This is a genomic window from Streptomyces sp. NBC_00388 (assembly GCF_036061255.1).
In the GTDB taxonomy this organism is placed as follows: Bacteria; Actinomycetota; Actinomycetes; order Streptomycetales; family Streptomycetaceae; genus Streptomyces.
Genome location: NZ_CP107948.1, coordinates 6,381,550 through 6,400,114 on the forward strand (window position 1 = coordinate 6,381,550; position 18,565 = coordinate 6,400,114).

Annotated in this window: 16 protein-coding genes; 9 read left to right on the forward strand and 7 right to left on the reverse strand. The window is 72.3% G+C overall.

Annotation, left to right across the window (positions count from 1 at the left end; translation table 11 throughout):
- Positions 1-145 precede the first annotated feature (145 nt).
- Positions 146-796, forward strand: coding sequence for a TetR/AcrR family transcriptional regulator (locus OG917_RS28405; protein ID WP_328320946.1), 651 nt, complete (start codon positions 146-148; stop codon positions 794-796).
- Positions 797-983: 187 nt separating this feature from the next.
- Here OG917_RS28405 and OG917_RS28410 read toward each other — a convergent pair whose 3' ends face one another.
- Positions 984-1,277: a YciI family protein gene (locus OG917_RS28410; RefSeq protein ID WP_328320948.1), complete on the reverse strand. Its 294-nt coding sequence runs from the start codon at positions 1,275-1,277 to the stop codon at positions 984-986.
- A 439-nt stretch (positions 1,278-1,716) separates the two neighbouring features.
- Here OG917_RS28410 and OG917_RS28415 point away from each other — a divergent pair, with 439 nt between their 5' ends.
- Positions 1,717-2,190 carry a YchJ family protein gene (locus tag OG917_RS28415; RefSeq protein ID WP_328320950.1) on the forward strand — a complete coding sequence of 158 codons (474 nt, stop codon included), beginning with the start codon at positions 1,717-1,719 and terminating at the stop codon, positions 2,188-2,190.
- Positions 2,191-2,244: 54 nt separating this feature from the next.
- On the opposite strand, the gene OG917_RS28420 is transcribed toward OG917_RS28415, so the two are convergent.
- The gene (locus tag OG917_RS28420; RefSeq protein WP_328320952.1) at positions 2,245-2,640 is read right to left on the reverse strand and encodes a ribonuclease domain-containing protein; all 396 of its coding nucleotides are present in this window, start codon (positions 2,638-2,640) and stop codon (positions 2,245-2,247) included.
- 349 nt (positions 2,641-2,989) lie between these two features.
- On the opposite strand from OG917_RS28420, the gene tdh reads away from it, so the two are divergent.
- The 3 genes from tdh to OG917_RS28435 are packed head-to-tail and all read left to right on the forward strand — an operon-like array spanning position 2,990 to position 6,142.
- A complete protein-coding gene (gene tdh / locus OG917_RS28425) occupies positions 2,990-4,018 on the forward strand; it encodes an L-threonine 3-dehydrogenase (RefSeq protein WP_328320954.1) in 1,029 nt (342 codons plus the stop codon).
- 25 nt (positions 4,019-4,043) lie between these two features.
- On the forward strand, positions 4,044-5,231 hold the full coding sequence (locus OG917_RS28430) for a glycine C-acetyltransferase (protein ID WP_328320956.1): 1,188 nt from the start codon (positions 4,044-4,046) through the stop codon (positions 5,229-5,231).
- The gene (locus OG917_RS28435) at positions 5,228-6,142 is read left to right on the forward strand and encodes a LysR family transcriptional regulator (protein WP_328320958.1); all 915 of its coding nucleotides are present in this window, start codon (positions 5,228-5,230) and stop codon (positions 6,140-6,142) included. The genes OG917_RS28430 and OG917_RS28435 overlap by 4 nt, the downstream gene beginning before the upstream one ends.
- 57 nt (positions 6,143-6,199) lie before the next feature.
- Here the strand turns inward: OG917_RS28435 and OG917_RS28440 are convergent, their stop codons facing one another.
- The 5 genes from OG917_RS28440 to OG917_RS28460 all read right to left on the reverse strand — a co-directional run bounded on the left by OG917_RS28440 (position 6,200) and on the right by OG917_RS28460 (position 14,031).
- Positions 6,200-9,037: a glycoside hydrolase family 2 TIM barrel-domain containing protein gene (locus OG917_RS28440; RefSeq protein WP_328320960.1), complete on the reverse strand. Its 2,838-nt coding sequence runs from the start codon at positions 9,035-9,037 to the stop codon at positions 6,200-6,202.
- Positions 9,038-9,114: 77 nt separating this feature from the next.
- Complete coding sequence (locus OG917_RS28445; protein WP_328322253.1) at positions 9,115-10,365, reverse strand: FAD-binding protein; 1,251 nt, start codon at positions 10,363-10,365, stop codon at positions 9,115-9,117.
- An 87-nt stretch (positions 10,366-10,452) separates the two neighbouring features.
- Positions 10,453-11,394 (reverse strand): M56 family metallopeptidase, encoded by a 942-nt coding sequence (locus OG917_RS28450; RefSeq protein ID WP_328320962.1) that lies wholly within the window; start codon positions 11,392-11,394, stop codon positions 10,453-10,455.
- Complete coding sequence (locus tag OG917_RS28455; protein ID WP_328320964.1) at positions 11,391-11,762, reverse strand: BlaI/MecI/CopY family transcriptional regulator; 372 nt, start codon at positions 11,760-11,762, stop codon at positions 11,391-11,393. The genes OG917_RS28450 and OG917_RS28455 overlap by 4 nt, the downstream gene beginning before the upstream one ends.
- Positions 11,763-11,967: 205 nt before the next feature.
- Positions 11,968-14,031, reverse strand: coding sequence for an MDR family MFS transporter (locus OG917_RS28460; protein WP_328320966.1), 2,064 nt, complete (start codon positions 14,029-14,031; stop codon positions 11,968-11,970).
- A gap of 701 nt (positions 14,032-14,732) precedes the next feature.
- Between OG917_RS28460 and OG917_RS28465 the strand changes: the two genes are divergently transcribed.
- The 4 genes from OG917_RS28465 (at position 14,733) to OG917_RS28480 (ending at position 18,546) form a co-directional block, all read left to right on the forward strand.
- On the forward strand, positions 14,733-15,608 hold the full coding sequence (locus OG917_RS28465; protein WP_328320968.1) for an ABC transporter permease: 876 nt from the start codon (positions 14,733-14,735) through the stop codon (positions 15,606-15,608).
- A 106-nt stretch (positions 15,609-15,714) separates the two neighbouring features.
- On the forward strand, positions 15,715-16,767 hold the full coding sequence (locus OG917_RS28470) for a taurine ABC transporter substrate-binding protein (protein WP_328320970.1): 1,053 nt from the start codon (positions 15,715-15,717) through the stop codon (positions 16,765-16,767).
- Positions 16,751-17,593: an ABC transporter ATP-binding protein gene (locus OG917_RS28475; protein WP_328320972.1), complete on the forward strand. Its 843-nt coding sequence runs from the start codon at positions 16,751-16,753 to the stop codon at positions 17,591-17,593. Before OG917_RS28470 ends, OG917_RS28475 begins: the two co-directional genes overlap by 17 nt.
- Positions 17,594-17,958: 365 nt before the next feature.
- Entirely contained in the window at positions 17,959-18,546 is a 588-nt protein-coding gene (locus tag OG917_RS28480) for a hypothetical protein (RefSeq protein WP_328320974.1), read from the forward strand.
- The last annotated feature ends 19 nt before the right edge of the window (positions 18,547-18,565 follow it).

Consider the following 18,565-nt stretch of genomic DNA (forward strand, 5'->3'; position numbering starts at 1 on the left):
GGGGGTGCCGGGAAGTCCGGTACGCACCCCATCGAAACGACAGTGTACCGATACGGAGACGTATCGGTACACCAGCGTATCGGTACACTGGCGTATCGGTACGATGAAGTGCCGATGCTGCTCGTCACACCGAGAGGGAGAGCTCATGCCGCCCCAGGACTCCGCGACGCCGTCCTCGCGCTCCAAGATCACACCGGAGCGTGAGCAGGAGTTCTACGAGGCGGTACTGGAGCTCCTCAGGGAGGGCGGCTACGACTCGCTGACCATGGAAGGCGTCGCCTCGCGCTCGCGCTGCGGCAAGTCCACGCTCTACCGGCAGTGGGGGAGCAAGCCGCAGCTGGTGGCCTGCGCCCTGCGTGGCACCCGCGCCGGGAGCCTCACCACCATCGACACCGGTACGCTCGCGGGGGACCTGCGGGAGACCGCCAGGTCGCTGGGGGCGCATTCCGGGCGGGACACTCCGCTGATGCACGCGCTCAGCCACGCCGCTCTGCAGAATCCGGAGCTGCTGGAGGCGCTGCGCGAAGGGCTGGTCGAGCCGGCGGCGGCGGCCATCGACGCGATGGTCGCCCGCGGGGTGGCCAGGGGAGAGGTCGCGCCGGACAACCCGGCGCTGGAGTTCGTCGCGCCGCAGCTGATGGGGGCGATGCGGATCCGGCCGATGCTGGAGGGGCACTACGGTGACGCGGAGTACCTCATCCGCTTCGTCGAGGGTGCCGTGCTCCCCGCACTGGGACTGGCGGGCGGCAAGGAGCGTACGGCCCCGAAGGTGCCGGACCCCGCGCGCCGGGCCTGACCCCGGGGAACTGAGGTCCGGGTCCACCGGGCCCCGAAGACTGGCGGCCGTCGCCGAGCGGATGACGGCGGACCGCCTGCGCCGCACCGTGGGGACGGGGGCGGCGCGCCCCTCCGCCCGGAGCCCGCCCGTACAGCGGGCAGGCTCCGGGCGGCGCAGGGGCCACTCGGCGGGTGATCCGCTCCGCTTACAACTCCTGCCGGAAAGCGGCGAGTCCGGGCGCGGTCTTCGTCGCGGTGAACTCGGTGATCCGGTAGGCGCAGACCCCTGCGGCCGTGAACGGGTCGGTCGCCGTGAGCCTCTCGATCGCCGCGCGGTCCTCGCCGACGGCCAGGATGATCCCTCCGTCGCGCGGCTTCTTGCGGCCCGACGCGATGAAGGCGCCCGCTGCGTAGGCCGCGTCCAGCCAGGCGACATGCTCCCCGAGCAGTTCGTCCACGCGTTCGATGGGGCCGGTGTAGGTCAATTCCAGTACGAACATGACCGGCAGGCTAGTCGGCGCCCGTCCCGGGGGCCCCTCGCCCGTCCGGGCCGGCCGGTGGTCCTCGCTCTCTCCGCTCGTGCCCGGGCCGAGTCGGTACTCGGCCGCGCGGTGGGTCGGCGCGTAGCCCGGGGTGTCGTTCACGGCCCTGACGGGCAGATTGCTGCCGGCGGTGCCGTGAGCAGCCCCGCGAGGTCCGGGTGACGTTCGCGGGTCCGCCGGATCCACGCCGCTTCATCCAGCGGGCCGGTACGCGCCCGCGGTGTCCCGGGAGTACGCCGGTGCCGTGGTGCTGGTGCGTCGCCCGGGCCGCTGCCCGGGACGACCGGTTCGGTGAAGCCGGCTGCGGCGGCGGGGCGCACCCGGCGGACGGGGCAGGGGGGACCGGCACCGGGAGCCCCGGCGCCGCCGTACCCCGGCTGCGGGCAGAATGCTTGCCATGTCCCGACGCACCCCCCGCTCCCGGAGACCCCAGCCGGCTCAGCACATCCAGCGGGCGCGGCCGAGCCGCGTCTCCGCGCAGTCGCCCTGTCCCTGCGGTCTTCCCGCCCCGTACGGCGAGTGCTGCGGCCGCTTCCACAGCGGGCGGTCCGCCGCCCCCACGGCCGAGGCCCTGATGCGGTCCAGGTTCAGCGCGTTCGCGGTCGAGGACGCCGCGTACCTGCTGCGCAGCTGGCACCCGGAGACGAGGCCGCCCCGCGTCGACTTCGACGCGGGGCAGCGGTGGCACGAACTGGAGATCCTGGCGACCGGCGAGGGCTCCGCCTTCCACACCACCGGCACGGTCACCTTCCGCGCCCGCTACACCTTCCGGGGGGAGCCCGGCGAGCTGCGCGAGCACAGCCGGTTCGAGCGGTACGACGGTGCCTGGGTGTATGTGGACGGTGACGAGGACGACCGGGCGGACGGCTGAGCCGGTCCGGTGCCCGGGCCCCGGCCGGGAGGCCGGAGGCCGGGGCCCGTGGGGTCAGCAGGTGAAGTCGACCTGCTTGAACGTGACGTAGTGGTCGGCGGTGTAGTAGTCCTCGGCGGTCTTCTCACCGGTGATGATCCGCCGCGTCCCGCGGGTCGGGCTCCCCGGCGTCTTCACCGTGTACTCGTGGTAGTAGCCGGTGGACTGCGACGGCAGCACGCCCTCCCGGTTCTGGAAGACGACGCCGTCCTGGGAGTACGGGAAGGGGCCGTTGGTCTTGATGAGGTCCAGTGTGTCGTGAGCCTGTGACGGGAGAGCGCCGTAACAGATGGTGCCGCTCACGGTGGCGTGGGCTTCGGTCGCGAGGAACACGGTAGGCGTGACGACGATCGCGGTGGCGATGCCGACGGCGGCAGCACGGGTGCGCAACGCGCGTAGAGTGATTCGCATGGGTCCAGGATGAGGCTGCCGGGGGCCCAGCGGAAGGGGTGTGATGAACCGTCACTTCCGCTTTACCCGGGGCCGATTGACCTCTACCGAACCTTCACGCAATGCGCGTGCACGGCCGCCCGCTGTGTGGTGCCGGGGAGTGATGCGGGAGGGGCGTCCGGGCCGTCGGGGCCTCTGCCGCCCGGGTTCCGCACCGGACCGCGGCACCCGGCGGGGAGGCCCCCGGGCGCGCCGCGTGAAGCTCCGCTGTGACCCCGCTTAAGAAATCCTCGATGGACTTGGAGGGCCGCGGCTCGGCAGATTGGTGCCCAGTCCACCGAACGTCACCGTCACGCCTGGAGCCGCCGCGATGAAGGCCCTTGTCAAGCAGCATGCCGAGCCCGGGCTCTGGCTCATGGACGTCCCCGAGCCCGAGGCCGGCCCGGGTGACGTACTGATCAAGGTGGCGCGCACCGGGATCTGCGGGACGGACCTCCACATCCGCTCCTGGGACGGCTGGGCGCAGCAGGCCGTCGGGACGCCGCTGATCCTCGGCCACGAGTTCGTCGGCGAGGTCGCAGGGGTGGGCGCCGGCGTCACCGATGTCGCCGTCGGCGATCTGGTCAGCGGCGAGGGCCACCTGGTCTGCGGAAAGTGCCGCAACTGTCTCGCGGGACGCCGGCACCTGTGCCGCTCCACGGTGGGCCTCGGCGTAGGACGCGACGGCGCGTTCGCCGAGTACGTGGTGCTTCCCGCGTCGAACGTCTGGGTGCACCGCACCGAGGTCGACCTCGATGTCGCCGCGATCTTCGACCCGTTCGGCAACGCCGTCCACACCGCGCTCTCCTTCCCGCTGGTCGGCGAGGACGTGCTGATCACCGGTGCGGGCCCGATCGGCATCATGGCCGCGGCCGTGGCGAAGCACGCCGGCGCGCGGAACGTCGTGATCACCGACGTCAGCCCCTACCGCCTGGACCTGGCCCGCAAGGCCGGGGCGACCCTCGCGCTCAACGTGGCCGGGAGCGGTATCGCCGAGGCGCAGCGCGTCCTGGGTCTCAAGGAGGGCTTCGACATCGGCCTGGAGATGTCCGGGCGGCCCGAGGCCATGCGCGACATGGTCGACAACATGACCCACGGTGGCCGCATCGCCATGCTGGGGCTGCCCGCCGAGGAGTTCGCCGTGGACTGGGCGAAGATCGTCACCTCGATGATCACGGTCAAGGGCATCTACGGCCGCGAGATGTTCGAGACCTGGTACGCGATGACGGTGCTGCTCGAAGGCGGTCTCGACCTCTCCCCGGTGATCACCGGCAAGTACGCCTACCAGGACTTCGACGCGGCCTTCGACAAGGCGGCCGGCGGGGACTGCGGCAAGATCATTCTCGACTGGACGGCCTGACCCGAACCCCCTGAGGAGCACCCTGATGTACGAGTCCGTCCGCGACGGTCTGCGCGCCACCCTCGACGAGATCACCGAAGCCGGTCTCTTCAAGCCCGAGCGTGTCATCTCCACCCCGCAGAGCGCCGCCGTCGGCGTCGCGTCCGGCGAGGTACTGAACTTCTGCGCGAACAACTACCTCGGCCTCGCCGACCACCCCGATGTGGTCGCCGCCGCCAAGGACGCGCTGGACCGCTGGGGCTACGGCATGGCCTCCGTCCGCTTCATCTGCGGCACCCAGGACGTCCACAAGCAGCTGGAACAGCGCCTCTCGGACTTCCTCGGCCAGGAGGACACGATCCTCTACTCCTCCTGCTTCGACGCCAACGGCGGGGTTTTCGAGACCCTGCTCGGCCCCGAGGACGCGGTGATCTCCGACGCGCTCAACCACGCGTCGATCATCGACGGCATCCGCCTCTCCAAGGCCCGCCGCTTCCGCTACGCCAACCGCGACCTCGCCGACCTGGAGCAGCAGCTCAAGGCCGCGGCCGAGGGCGGAGCCCGCCGCCGGCTCATCGTGACCGACGGCGTCTTCTCCATGGACGGCTACGTCGCCCCGCTCGCCCAGATCTGCGACCTGGCCGATCGCTACGACGCGATGGTCATGGTGGACGACTCGCACGCGGTCGGCTTCGTCGGCGCGGGCGGCCGCGGCACCCCGGAGCTGCACGGCGTGATGGACCGGGTGGACATCATCACCGGCACCCTCGGCAAGGCGCTCGGCGGAGCCTCCGGCGGGTACGTCGCGGCGCGCGCCGAGATCGTCGCACTGCTGCGCCAGCGTTCGCGCCCGTATCTCTTCTCGAACTCGCTGGCCCCGGTGATCGCCGCCGCGTCACTGAAGGTCCTCGACCTCATCGAGTCCGCAGGAGAGCTGCGCGAACACCTCGACGCCAACACCCGCCTCTTCCGCACGAGGATGACCGAGGCGGGCTTCGAGATCCTGCCCGGCGATCACGCCATCGCCCCCGTGATGATCGGTGACGCGGCCGAGGCGGGCCGGATGGCCGAGCTGCTGCTTGAGCGCGGGGTCTATGTGATCGGCTTCTCGTATCCGGTCGTCCCGATGGGCAAGGCACGGATCCGGGTCCAGCTGTCGGCCGCGCACTCCACCGCCGACGTGGAACGCGCCGTGGCGGCGTTCATCGACGCACGGGCGACAATGGCAGGGTGATCGACCCCCGCCGCCTGCGCATCCTGCGGGCCGTGGCGGACCACCGTACGGTGACCGCCGCGGCCGCAGCGCTCTATCTGACCCCCTCGGCCGTCTCCCAGCAGCTCGCCGCGCTGGAACAGGAGACCGGGCACGCCCTGCTGACCCGCAGCGGTCGCGGGGTTCGGCTGACGGCAGCCGGTGAGATCCTGCTCACCCACGCCCACGCCGTCCTCGCCCAGCTGGAGCGGGCGGAGGCCGAGCTGGCCGCCTACGCGGGCGGCGCGTCCGGCGCGGTCACCGTGGCCGCCTTCGCGACCGGGATCGCCGAGGTGCTCGCCCCGGCGATCCGCACCCTCGCCGCGCACAGCCCCGGGATCCGGGTCCGGGTCCGGGACTCGGAGGGGGACGAGAGCCTCACCCTGGTCCTGGACGGGGAGGCCGATCTGGCGCTCGCCGTCGAGTACCGCGGCGCGCCCCGTGAGGACGACCGCAGGCTCGCCCGTGTCCCGCTGTACGCCGAGCCCTTCGACGCCGTGCTCGGTGCCGGGGACCCGCTCGGCCGGAGCCCCCACGTCACCCTCGCCGAGCTGGCCGACCGGGAGTGGATCGGCCCCTATCCGGGCAACCCCTGTCACGACGTGGTGCTCCTGGCCTGTGAGCGCGCCGGGTTCGAGCCCCGTCTCGTGCACTCGTCGGACGACTTCCGGGCCGTGGTCGCACTGGCAGGCGCAGGGGCGGGGGTCGCGCTGGTGCCCCGCTCCGCGCTGCGCGGGATGGAGCTGAAGGACGCGGTCGTCCGCCCGGTGGAGGGCCCCGCCGCGACCCGCCGGGTGTTCGCCGCCGTACGCCGCGGTGCCGAGGACCATCCGCTGTTCCGGCCGCTCCTCGATGCTCTCGTCGCGGCGGCGGCCGGGCTGACCACGGGCTGACCGCACCCGGTGTGGCGGGCCCGGGTACGTCGGCCCGTGATCGGCCCGGCCGCGCGCTCAGGAGGCCGGAGCCCCGGAGAAGGTGAAGGCGAACTCCGCGGGCGCCGCGTGGAGTCGGTACCCGGGGAGGACGCCGGGCCCGCAGGACTGCGAGCCGATGCCGTGCTGGGCGTGGTCGAGATTCACCCAGACCCGGCCCCCCGGGCGCAGATCCGTGCGGTGGTCCGCCGCGTCCAGCTGCTCGGTCGTCCAGCGGCGTGCCGTGAACCAGAACTCCGGGTCGCCCTCCACCCGCACACCCCCGATCGCGGCCCACCTGACACCGGCCCGCGCGCCGTTCTCCTGAGGCCGGACATACGGCGTCTGCAGGCCGCCGACGGGCGACTCCCACCTGCCGAGCCGCGCTGCCGCGCGGGTGTCCGGGTAGGCCTCGCCCGGGCCGCCGCCGTACCAGGCGGCCGAATCCGCGCCGTCCGGCAGTGCGAAGCGGATGCCCAGCCGGGGGAGGGGCGCCGGCCACTCGCCCTCGGGCGTGACGGAGACCGCGAGCCGCAGCCGGTCCCCGTCACCGGTCCAGCGGTACACGGTCACCAGGCCGGCGTCCCGTGCGGCGGGCGCCACCCTGGTCCGTACCGTCAGCGCGGTGCCGGACAGCTCCACGGCGTCCAGGCGGTGCTGCATCCGGTGGAGCCCCAGCTCACGCCAGAGCGGCCCGTGGCGGACTCCGGTCACCGGGTCCGCTCCGTTGTCGTTGTCCGTCGGCGCACGCCAGACATCCAGCCGCAGCTCCCGCACGGCGGTCTCCCCGATGCTCCGCAGCTCTCCGGTGCGCGCGTCGAAGCAGCCGGGGCCGAGGCCGATCATCTCCCCCGAACCGCGCGGCGCCGCCCCCGTCGCCACGGCCGCCGGCCGCCGGGGAGCGGCGGGCAGCTGCGCCCAGGCGACCTCGTGGCGGCTGCCGTCGGCGAGCAGGGCCCGGACCGTCCAGTGGCTCTCCGCCTCCTGGCCGGTGTCCGGCGGAGCCGGCAGCGGCACCTCGGCCCGCTCGCCGGGTGCCAGCTCAGGCACGCCGAGGACGCCCGCGGCAACCGGCTCGCCCTCCACGTCGTACGACCACGTGAAGACGAGGTGGGACAGACCGGTGAAGTCGTAGCGGTTGACGACGCCGACCGTCCCCGGCGCTCCGTCCCCGTCGATGCCGACCGGCTCGATGACCTTCTTGTACTCGGCGAGAGCGGGGGACGGCGTGCGGTCGGGGAAGAGCAGCCCGTCGCAGACGAAGTTGCCGTCGTGCAGCTCCTCGCCGAAGTCGCCTCCGTAGGCGTAGCCGAACCCGGGGTGCGTCAGACCGTGGTCGATCCACTCCCAGACGAAGCCGCCCTGGTTGCGCGGGTACGCGTCGAAGAGCTGTTGGTACTCGGTGAGGCCACCGGGGCCGTTACCCATCGCATGCCCGTACTCGCAGAGCACGAAGGGGAGTTCGCTCCGCCCCCGGGGGCCGCCGTCCTCGCCGCGTCCGATGGCCGCCACCTCGGCGTGCGAGGCGTACATCCGTGAGTACATGTCGGTGTCCGCGCAGGACGGGTCGCCCTCGTAGTGGATGAGCCGGTCCGGGTCGCGGTCACGGATCCATCCGGCCATCGCGGAGAGCCCGCGGCCCGTCCCGCACTCGTTGCCCAGTGACCAGACGATGACCGAGGGGTGGTTCTTGTCGCGCTCCACCATGCGGGCGGCCCGGTCGAGCAGCGCCGGGGTCCAGCGCTCGTCGTCGACCGGATTGCCCCGCCAGTCCTGCTCGGTGAAGCCGTGGGTCTCCAGATCGCACTCGTCGACGACCCAGAGCCCCATCTCGTCGCAGAGACCGAGGAAGTCGGGGTGGGGCGGATAGTGGCTGGTGCGCACGGCGTTGATGTTGTGCTGCTTCATCAGCGTCACGTCGGCCCGCATGGTCTCCAGGTCCAGCGTCCTGCCGGTGTCCGGGTGGAACTCGTGGCGGTTCACCCCGCGGAAGAGGATCCGCCGTCCGTTCACCGTGATGACACCGTCCTCGACCCGGACCGTACGGAAGCCGATCCGCAGCGCCACCCGCTCGCCCGCCGTGACCAGTTCACCGTCGTAGAGCCGCGGGGTCTCCGCGGTCCACGGCTCGGCCGGTACCGACACCTCGTCACCGGCCGCCAGTTCGATCCCCAGCTCCGGTACGGTCACCCGGCCCGGTACCGCGCTGTCCACCCGCAGGGTGCCCCGGCCGGTCGGCCGGTCGTAGGCGGCGTGTACGAAGAAGTCACCGGCGGCCCCTTCCGGGCGGTGCAGCAGCGTCACATCGCGGAAGATCCCGGGCAGCCACCACTGGTCCTGGTCCTCCAGATACGAGCCGGACGACCACTGGTGGACCCGGACCGCGAGGACGTTCCCGCCGGGCCGCAGCAGCGCCCCCACCGCGAACTCGTGGGGCAGTCTGCTGCCCTTGAACTCGCCCAGCTCCTCGCCGTTCAGCCACACCCGGGCGCACGACTCGACCCCGTCGAACCGCAGCACGGCGTCACCCGACGACGGCCACCGCGGCGGCAGGTCGAACGTGCGCAGATGGTCCGCCGTCGGGTTCCCCGTCGGTACGCGGGGCGGGTCGACCGGGAAGGGGTAGAGGTGGTTGGTGTAGACCGGCGCGCCGTGCCCCTGGAGCACCCAGTGGCCGGGGACCGCCACCTCGTCCCAGCCGCTCGCGTCGTGATCCGGCACGCTGAACGAGGTGTCGGCGCCATCGGCGGTGGGCGAGAGCCGGAAGCGCCACCTTCCGTTGAGCGAGAGGGTCATCGCGTCGGAGTCCGCGTACCTGGCGCGCGGCGGAAGGGCGCCGCTGCCCGGGGAGACGTCTTCGTAGTACGGGGTGTTCATCGCTGCCGGATCTCCTCGCTCGGGTGGACACCCCGGCCGGGACGGATCTCGACACCCCGCCGCCGGGACTGTGTTGTTCAGGCGCCGCGGAGCAGCGGCGCCAGGAAGGCGTTGGTGAACTTGCCCTGCGGGTCCAGCTCCCCGGCCAGACGGCGGAAGTCCGCCAGCCTGGGATAGAGGGCGGGCAGCCGGCCGGCGGGCACGGTGGACAGCTTTCCCCAGTGCGGGCGCGCGGCGAACGGCTCCAGCCGCTCCTCCAGCAGCCGGAGCACCGGCAGGACGGCTCCGGTGTCCTTGACCCAGGTGAAGTGCAGCCCGACCGTGTCGTGGCCGTAAGCCGGACTCAGCCACAGCGCGTCGGCGGCCATCGTCCGCACCTCGCAGACCTGCAGCAGCGGTGCGATCACGTCCCGGATCGCGTCGACCGCGTGCAGAGCCGCGAGACCGTGGCGCCGGTCGACGAGGTACTCCGACTGGATCTCCGCACCCGAGCTCGGCGTGAACTCCGCGCGGAAGTGGGGCAGCCGCTCGTGCCACGGCCCAGGGACGCCCTGCTGCTGGGTGCAGTGGACGGGCGGCACACCGGGCACGGGGTGCAGCGGGCCCGGCGCCTCGGGGGCCCAGGGGAAATCGGGCTCCCGGTCCGGTGCGTACTTCAGCCACACCTGACCGAAGTGCGGGCCGCGCCAGTCGGTGAAGAGACTCACGCTGTACGCCGCCGATGTCACCGCGTCGAAGTGCGCGTCCAGGACGGAAAGCGGCAGTCCGGTGTGGACCCGCTGCGCCAGTTCGAAAGCCGGCACCAGATCCAGGGTGAGCGAGGTGACCGCCCCGAGTGCGCCCAGGGAGACCACGGCCCCTGCGAACCGCTCGCCGTCCCGGTCGCGGCTGATCGTGCGCAGTTCACCGTCGGCGGTGACCAGTTCGAGCTCCCTGACCGAGGTGGCCAGCCCGCCCAGGGCCGCGCCGGACCCGTGGGTGCCGGTGGCGACGGAGCCCGCCACCGAGATGTGCGGGAGGGAGGCCATGTTGGGCAGGGCGAGTCCGTGCGCGTGCACTTCCCGGGCCAGCTCGGCGTAGCGCACGCCCGCCGCGACCCGGACGGCCGACCCGGCCCTGTCCACCTCGATCTCGGCGGGCAGACCGGCCACCGAGACCAGCGTGCCTTCGGTGTCCGCGATGGTGTTGAACGAGTGCCCGCTGCCCAGCACGCGCAGCCGGGCGGAGGAGGCGACGAGCCGTCGCAGTGCGCCGAGGGTGACCGGGCGGTCGATGTGCTGCGCCGTGAAGGTGATGTTCCCCGCCCAGTTCGTCAACATGTTCGAGATCGTAGTCGGCGGCCGGGCGGCGCAGCAGGGGGTGCCCGGGGAGTATCCGGTGAGGCGTTCCGGGGCTGCGGGATCAGCGCGCGCGGGTCAGCGGTGTCCGGCCCCGGCCTGGGCCGCCTCGATGCCGCCGTGCAGGTCCGTCGCGGCGTCCAGCGCACCGCCCGCCGACAGGGAGAGGCAGATCAGCAGCGCCGCGGCGAGGCCCTGCGCGGCCCGTCCGCGCCATACGGGGTGTCCGGTCCCGGCCGGACGGTGGCCCAGCAGTGCCGCGACCCGGCGCGGGACCGGCCCGGCCGTGGCGGCGAGTACAAGGCCGGGGCGTGCGGCGGCCCCGCGGTGGGCGGCCAGCGCGGCGCGGCCGATGGCACGGGCCGCGAGGGAGCGGTCGCCGACGGCGCCGGCCGCCGCCTCGTCCGCGCAGCGCTCCAGGGCGTAACCGAGCGGCGCCCGCAGCCCGCGCAGCGCCGGGTGGCAGAGGGCTGCCACTTCCGCCACCGCGATGAAGAGGTGGTGCCGTCCCGTGAGGTGTGCGCGCTCGTGCGCGAACAGCGCCTCTCGCTCGGCGGGGGTCAGGGCCCGCAGCATGCCGGTGGTCACCACGATCCGGCCGGGGCGGCCGGGCAGGGCGTACGCGTCGGGGGCCGGGTCCCGCACCACGGCCAGTTCTCCGCCGCCCCCGGCCTGACGCCGGGCCTCCCGCAGCTCCGCGCGCTGACGCAGCACCGTCCGTACCAGAGCGGTGGCGCAGACGGCGAGCGCGGCGCCGGCCGCCACGGAAGCGACCGCGGTGGCCGGTCCTTCGTCGCTCACCGGGTGGATCAGCCGGCCGACCGCGGCGACCGGCGGCAGCCGCAGCAGTCCCGCCACGGCCAGCAGCCCAAGTGCCGAGACCGAGCAGCCGCCGAGGGTGACCGCAGCCGCCGTCAGCAGCCGGACGGCCTGCCGCGGCGCCAGCAGCTCCGCGAGCCACCGGGCGGCGGGCGCCACCAGCAGGGGCATCAGCAAGGGCACCCACACGGCGTAGATCACTTGCCCTCGCTCTCCAGGAGCTCCCGCAGCAGCCGCTCGTCGTCGGAGCTCAGCCGTGAGACGAAACGGGCGAGCACCGTGGAGCGGTCCTGCTCCTTCTCCAGCTCGGAGTGCATCCGGCGGGCGGTGAGCCCGGGGGAGTCCTCCGTCGGGGTGTAGGCGAAGCCGCGGCCCTCGCGGGTCCTCGTGACCCACCCCTTGTCGTGCAGCCGGCTGAGGATCGTCGTCACGGTGGTCCTGGCGAGCCCGCCGTCGATGGAACGCTGCACATCGGCGGGGGTCAGAGCCTTTCCGGCCGCCCAGAGCACGGCGAGCACACTCGCCTCCAGCTCTCCGGCCGGGCGCCGTTCCGGGTGCTCCTCGCTCATGGGGCTCTTCCTCCAGGAATGCGCGCTGCTGATCCGGCGGACGGGCCACGCTGCTGTGTCGTCCGGGGTCTCCGCGGCGGAGCCCCGTCCACCATTATGAAAGAAAGCCCGGAGTCCGTGCTCAGGGGCCCGCAACCCGGCCTCCCGCGGCCCTGCGGGCGGGGGAGAGCCCGCCGGGATCAGCGCCGCCGTGGCCGTGCCGGGATCAGCGCGCCGCCGTGGCCGTGTCCCGGCCGCGCGGCAGCCCGGTGGCCAGGTCCTCGGCGAGCAGCCGCTTGGCGATGGCGTCCGCAGCAGCCCGCAGCTCGGCGCTGCGCTGCCTGCCGGTGTCCGCCTCCAGCTGGTCGTTCAGCCACTGTGCCCAGGCAGCCGTGATCGTCTCGGCCTCCCGGAAGCCAGCTGCGGTGTGCGAGAAGAGACTGCCGTCCCGGGTGAGATAGCCCTCGTCGACCATCCGGTCGAAGACCGGCACCAGCACCTCGGGCGGGATCCGGTACCGGGCCCCGGCCAGTCCGATGCTCGCGTGCCCGACGAGCCGGGTGAGCAGCTCGACCTGCATCACGGCCCAGGCGCCCGCCACATCGAGGCGGGTGTCGGAATCCGCGACGATCCGCCGGGCGGTGTCCGGGCCCTGGCTGTGCAGGATCTTCGCGAGGGAGAACTCCAGCATCCTGGCCGAGTCGCCGGACGCGGGTGCGGCGAAGCCCTCGCCCATGTCGGTCGACCCGGCGCGGGCGGAGTCGCGGAGCCGCACCTGCTTCAGGAACAGCGCCACGACGAAACCGATGAGCGCGACGGGCACGGTCCACAGGAAGACCGTGTGGATGGTGTGGGCGTACGCCTGGATGACCGGCTCCGCCGCGGCGCCGGGGAGCTTGTGCAGCGACTTCGGGTCCTGGGCGGCCCTGGCGATCCGCGCCGGACCCGTACCGGTCGCGACCGCCGCCTCGCCGATGGCCGAACCGAGCTTCGGCTTCAGGGTGTTGGCATAGATGGTGCCGAACACCGCGGTACCGAAAGCGCTGCCGAGTGTGCGGAAGAACGTCACGCCGGAGGTCGCGGTCCCCAGATCCGAGTAGTCGACGGTGTTCTGCACGGCGATGGTCAGCACCTGCATGCAGAGCCCGATGCCGAGGCCGAGCACGAACATGTACAGCGACTCACGCCATACGCCCGAGTGCGGGCCCATCCGGGACATCAGGAACAGTCCCACCGCCATCACCAGCGAGCCCACGATGGGGAAGATCCGGTAGCTGCCCGTCTTGCTGACGACGTTGCCGCTGAACACGGAGGCGATGAGCAGCCCGATGACCATCGGAAGCGTCCGTACGCCGGAGATCGTCGCCGAGTCCCCGTCGACGTACTGCAGATACGTCGGCAGGAACGTCATTGCGCCGAGCATCGCGAAGCCGACGATGAAGCTGAGGATCGAGCAGACCGCGAACACCGGATTGGAGAACAGCCGCATGGGCAGCATCGGCTCCGCCGCACGGGTCTCGACCACGCAGAACAGGGCGAGCGCGATCAGCCCCAGCGCGAACAGTCCGATGACGGTGGCTGAGCCCCAGGCGTACTGGTTGCCGCCCCAGCTGGTGGCGAGGATGAGCGCGCTCGCCCCGGCCGTGACCAGCGTGATGCCCACGTAGTCGATGACCGGCCGGCCGGCGGATCTGACCGAGGGGATGTTGCGGGCTGCCGCGATCACCACGAGGATGGCGATCGGGACGTTGACGTAGAACGCCCAGCGCCAGGTCAGATGGTCCGTGAACACCCCGCCGAGCAGCGGGCCGATCACCGTGGACACGCCGAAGACGGCACCGATGGCGCCCTGGTACTTGCCACGCTCGCGCAGCGGGATGACATCCGCGATCAGTGCCATCGCGGTGACCATCAGCCCGCCCGCGCCGATCCCCTGCACGGCGCGCCAGGCGATCAGCAGCAGCATGTTCGTCGCGAGGCCGCACAGGAACGAGCCGGTGATGAAGATGACCGCCGACACCTGGAAGATCAGCTTGCGGCCGAAGAGGTCACCGAACTTGCCGACCAGGACGGTCGAGACCGTCTCGGCGAGCAGGTACGCGGTGACCACCCAGGACATATGGGCCGCCCCGCCCAGGTCCGAGACGATCGTCGGCAGCGCGGTACCGACGATCGTCTGGTCGAGAGCGGCCAGGAGCACGCCCAGCATGATCGTGCCGAACACGATATTCCGCTGCCGGACATCGAGAACGGGTGGTGCGGCAGGGGCTTCCGTGCTGGCGGTGGTCACAGTGGCACCCTCACACCGGGGTGCGAACGCCGCACATGCTGTAGGCCGGACCAGCGATCACCCGGCGGTGCGGTTCAGCCCTTCGGCGGTACCCGCGGGCGCCCCGGTGACCGCGTCCCGCTCCCGGGGCTGCACCGCGGGCCCGCAGGGACCGGCTCGTCCCGGCACTCTCGCGGACAGCCGCTCCGGCCGGGCCGTGCACCGCGCGGTCCGTGCCCCTCCCGCGGTGCGATCAGCGCCGGAGGGGCCCGGGCCGCCCGCTCCGCCCGGTCAATCCCCTTTCCCGCCAGGCGGGTTGGGAGAGACTGCTCCGTACCAGGTGGCGGACGGCCTCTGGTGGGGGTCTGGGGCCTGTGCTACAAATCCCCCGTGACCAGCGATCAGTATCTGGTGGAATGCCTCACCATCGATCTCTGCCGTGTGACCAGCTGCTCCTGTTGAGCCTGGCCCGGCAGCGCTGAGTACATCCCGCACCCCGCGGCGTCGTCCGTCTGCCTTCCCGCTCCCTGCCGCCTGACCGGACGGACCGGGCCGCCGCCCCCGTGCGCCGGTCAGCGGCCCGGTCCGTCCGGTGCGGCGGCCACGCGTGGCCTCCGGGGCCACCCCCGTGGCCCGTGCGCACCGCCGGTCTCCCCCTCCCGTACCGCCTCGCCCCTCCCTGGCGGCCTGCCGCCTTTCCGTATCTCTCGCCGGAGTCCGCCTTGACCACATCCACCGCCACCGGGAACCACCCGCCCGCCCCGGCGCCGGCCGCGGAGCCGCCTCCCGCGCGACGCCGTTCCCCGGAACGGGCCGCGCTGCTGCGCAGGGCGGGGCTGCGGCTGCTCGCGCTGGTCGTGCTCTTCGCGCTCTGGCAGGCCGTCACGGCCCTGCGGCTGTGGTCACCCCTGCTGGTGCCACCACCGTCGGCCGTCTGGCACGCGCTCGTCGAGACGTCCGGAACCCATGACGGGGTGCGCGGTTACCAGGGCCACACCCTGATCGAGCACCTGGGCATCAGCCTGCGCAGGATCGCGATCGGGGCGGGCGCCGGGGTGCTGGCCGGGCTCGTGGCGGGGCTGCTGATGGGCACCCTGCCGTGGGTGCGGGTCGTGTTCGAACCGGCGGTGGCCTTTCTGCGCACCCTGCCGCCGCTCGCCTACTTCAGCCTGTTGATCATCTGGTTCGGCATCGACGAGGCCCCCAAGCTGTGGCTGCTGGCGATTGCCGCCATGCCGCCGGTGGCCGTGGCCACCGCGTCCGCGGTCGCCTCCGCGCCTGCCTCGCTGGTGGAGGCCGCACGCGCCATCGGCGCACGCCGCTCGCAGGTCGTGACCTGCGTCGTCCTGCCCTCCGCGCTGCCGGAAATCCTGGTCGGGGTCCGGTTGGCGTTCGGGATCGCCTACTCCTCGGTCGTCGCCGCGGAAACCGTCAACGGACTTCCCGGCATCGGCGGCATGATCCGTGACGCACAGCGCTACAACCAGTCCGACGTGGTGGTCCTCGGCCTCTTCGCGATCGGGATATCCGGCCTGCTGATCGACGCGTTGCTCCGGATCGCCGAGAACCGGCTCGCCCCCTGGCGCCGACTGTCCTGACGCTCCAACAGCTGCCCGCCGTCCGCGCCGCGCGTCACCTTCCGCGGCCCCGCTTCCCGCCCCTCCCCGCTCATCCGCCCCCTGCATCGAAATGAAGGACTACGCCATGCCCGGAACACGCGGTCTGCGCCGCACCTCCCCGCTCGTCGCGGCTCTGGGAGCGCTGGTCGTCGTCACCGGCTGCGGCGCCGGTGACGCCGGAGCCGGTGCCGGAGGGGGCGGCAAGGAGATCAGGATCGCCTACCAGGCCTTCCCCAGCGGTGACTTGATCGTCAAGGAGAAGGGCTGGCTGGAGAAGGCGCTGCCGGGCCGCACGATCAAGTGGATCAAGTTCGACTCGGGGGCGACGATCAACACCGCCTTCGTCGCGGGGTCGGTGGATCTGGCCGCGATAGGTTCCAGCCCGGTGGCGCGTGGCCTGTCCGAGCCGCTGAACATCCCCTACCGGGTCACCTGGGTCCTGGACGTCGCCGGTGACAACGAGGCGCTGGTGGCCAGGAACGGCTCCGGCATCAAGGACGTCAGGGACCTGGTGGGCCGCAAGGTCGCGACACCGTTCGGTTCCACCTCGCACTACAGCCTGCTCGCCGCACTCGACAAGGCGGGCGTCGCCCCGTCGAAGGTCAAGCTGCTGGACCTCGAACCGCAGGACATCGCCGCGGCCTGGTCGCGCGGCGATATCGACGCGGCCTACGTCTGGCTCCCCACGCTCGACGAACTCGGCAAGACCGGCAAGACCCTGGTCTCCAGCCGCCGGCTGGCCGCGGCAGGCAAGCCCACCCTCGACCTGGGAGTGGCGTCGGCCGGTTTCATCAAGTCCCAGCCCGAGGTGATCGCCGCCTGGCGCAAGGTGCAGGCACGGGCCCTGAACCTGATCCACGACGACCCGCAGGACGCTGCCCGGGCCGTCGGGAAGCAGCTCGGGATCCCCAGCCGGGACGCCGCCGCCCAGCTCAAGCAGGGCATCTTCCTCAAACCCGCCGAACAGGCCGACGACAAGTGGCTGGGGCGCCCCGGTCATGTCGGCGGACTGGCACGGAACCTGCAGAGCGCCGCGGACTTCCTGGTCGGACAGAAGCAGATCCCGGCCGCGCCGGAACTCCCCGCGCTGGAGAAGGCCGTGTACGTGGAAGGGCTCAGCGATGCCGTCTCCGAGTGACGGTCCCGCTCCGGGCAGCGCGACCGTCCGGGAAGCCGCCGCGGGTGCCACGAGCGTCCCGGCCGCGGTGGCCGTGCGGGAGGTGCGGCACCGGTACGGCCGCGGGGCGGACGCCGTCACGGCGCTCGGCCCGCTGACGCTGGACATCCCGGCGGGTGAGTTCCTCGTACTCGTGGGCCCGTCGGGCTGCGGGAAGAGCACGCTGCTGCGGCTGATCGCCGGTTTCGAGCGCGCCTCGTCCGGCACGGTCGCCGTGCACGGCGGTGCGCCGGAGCCGGGGCGTCAGGCAGGAGTGGTCTTCCAGCAGCCACGGCTGTTCCCCTGGCGCACGGTCGGCGACAACATCTCGCTCGCGCTGCGCTTCGCCGGTGTCCCCAGGGCCGAACGTCCGGCACGCGTCGAGGAGTTGCTGGAACGCGTCGGGCTGACCGGGACGTCGGGCCGCAGGACCTGGCAGATATCGGGTGGCCAGCAGCAGCGGGTGGCCATCGCGAGGGCGCTGGCGGGCGGCAAGGATCTGCTGTTGCTCGACGAGCCGTTCGCCGCCCTGGACGCGCTGACCCGTGAGCGGCTCCAGGAGGATCTGCGCACCGTGAGCGCCCAGACCGGCATCACCTCGGTCTTCGTCACGCACAGCGTCGACGAGGCCGTCTTCCTCGGTACCCGCGCGGTCGTTCTGAGTGCCCGTCCGGGGACCGTCGCGCTCGACATCCCGATCGAGCTGCCCCGCACCGGGAGCGAGGACCCGGACGAGCTGCGCGGGCTGCCCGGGTACGCCGCGCTGCGCGCGGAGATCGGCGCGACGGTGCGCGACGCCGCCCGCTGAACCGGCGGACCGCCCCGGCCGGGCGGGCTGCGCCGGTCACCCCGAGGGGTGCGCCGGACAGCGCCGCCCGGCTGATGCCAGTGTCCCTTGCTCGCCGGGCGGGCACCGCCGGGGCTATCGCGCTCGTGGCCCTGGGGGTGCGGGACTTCCCGTTTCATCGGTACTGGATCAAGAGCCCTGGCTTGCGGATGGAGCGCGAACCGTTCCCGTGCGGGCACCCTCCGCCTGTGACGTCATCGCGGGCCACGTAGGTCGGTGTCACCGATTCGTACCGATCTCAGCGAAAAGTGAGTAGACGTTAAGAGATAGCGCTATGTTCACGATCCCCCCACGGGTGCGTCACTTGATCCACATAAGGGGAAGCTATGTCTCAGTTCGACCCTCAGCGGCCCGGCCACCAGCCCCAGTGGGGCCAGCCCGGCTACCAGGCACCTCCGCAGCCGCAGAAGAAGCACACAGCCCGGAACGTCTTCATCGGCCTCGGTGGCCTCCTCGTAGCGCTCATCGTCGTCGGTGCGGCCCTCGGCGGCAGCGACGGCGACAAGAAGTCCGACACCGCGAAGGACACTCCCGCAGTTTCGGCTTCGAAGCCCGCGGAGAAGGCCGACGCCAAGCCCGCGGCGAAGCCGAAGGCCAAGCCCGCCGAGAAGAAGAAGGCCGAGGTCGTCACGTTCAAGGTGTGGGGCACGGCCCCCGCCGGTGCGCTCGGACCGATCGACATCACCTATGGCAGCGACTCGGACAACATCAAGGGATCCGGGGTGCCGATGACCACGACGCTGAAGGTCTCCAAGGACGCCATGTACTACAACGTCACCGCCCAGCTGCAGGGCAAAGGCGATATCCACTGCTCAGTGTCGGTAGGTGGCAAGACCAAGACTGCCCACGCGCAGGGCGGTTACAACATCTGCTCTGCACAGCTCTCCGGCGGCTTCCTCGGTGGCTGGGAGTGATCAGCGCCCCGCCCCCGCC

Excerpts from the sequence above, each read along its gene's own strand:
- OG917_RS28405 (WP_328320946.1), top strand. The coding sequence starts at position 146 with ATGCCGCCCCAGGACTCCGCGACGCCGTCCTCGCGCTCCAAGATCACA.
- OG917_RS28430 (WP_328320956.1), top strand. The coding sequence starts at position 4,044 with ATGTACGAGTCCGTCCGCGACGGTCTGCGCGCCACCCTCGACGAGATC.
- OG917_RS28410 (WP_328320948.1), bottom strand. The coding sequence starts at position 1,277 with ATGTTCGTACTGGAATTGACCTACACCGGCCCCATCGAACGCGTGGAC.
- OG917_RS28440 (WP_328320960.1), bottom strand. The coding sequence starts at position 9,037 with ATGAACACCCCGTACTACGAAGACGTCTCCCCGGGCAGCGGCGCCCTT.
- OG917_RS28475 (WP_328320972.1), top strand. The coding sequence starts at position 16,751 with ATGCCGTCTCCGAGTGACGGTCCCGCTCCGGGCAGCGCGACCGTCCGG.
- OG917_RS28480 (WP_328320974.1), top strand. The coding sequence starts at position 17,959 with ATGTCTCAGTTCGACCCTCAGCGGCCCGGCCACCAGCCCCAGTGGGGC.
- OG917_RS28415 (WP_328320950.1), top strand. The coding sequence starts at position 1,717 with ATGTCCCGACGCACCCCCCGCTCCCGGAGACCCCAGCCGGCTCAGCAC.
- OG917_RS28455 (WP_328320964.1), bottom strand. The coding sequence starts at position 11,762 with ATGAGCGAGGAGCACCCGGAACGGCGCCCGGCCGGAGAGCTGGAGGCG.
- OG917_RS28470 (WP_328320970.1), top strand. The coding sequence starts at position 15,715 with ATGCCCGGAACACGCGGTCTGCGCCGCACCTCCCCGCTCGTCGCGGCT.
- tdh (WP_328320954.1), top strand. The coding sequence starts at position 2,990 with ATGAAGGCCCTTGTCAAGCAGCATGCCGAGCCCGGGCTCTGGCTCATG.
- OG917_RS28420 (WP_328320952.1), bottom strand. The coding sequence starts at position 2,640 with ATGCGAATCACTCTACGCGCGTTGCGCACCCGTGCTGCCGCCGTCGGC.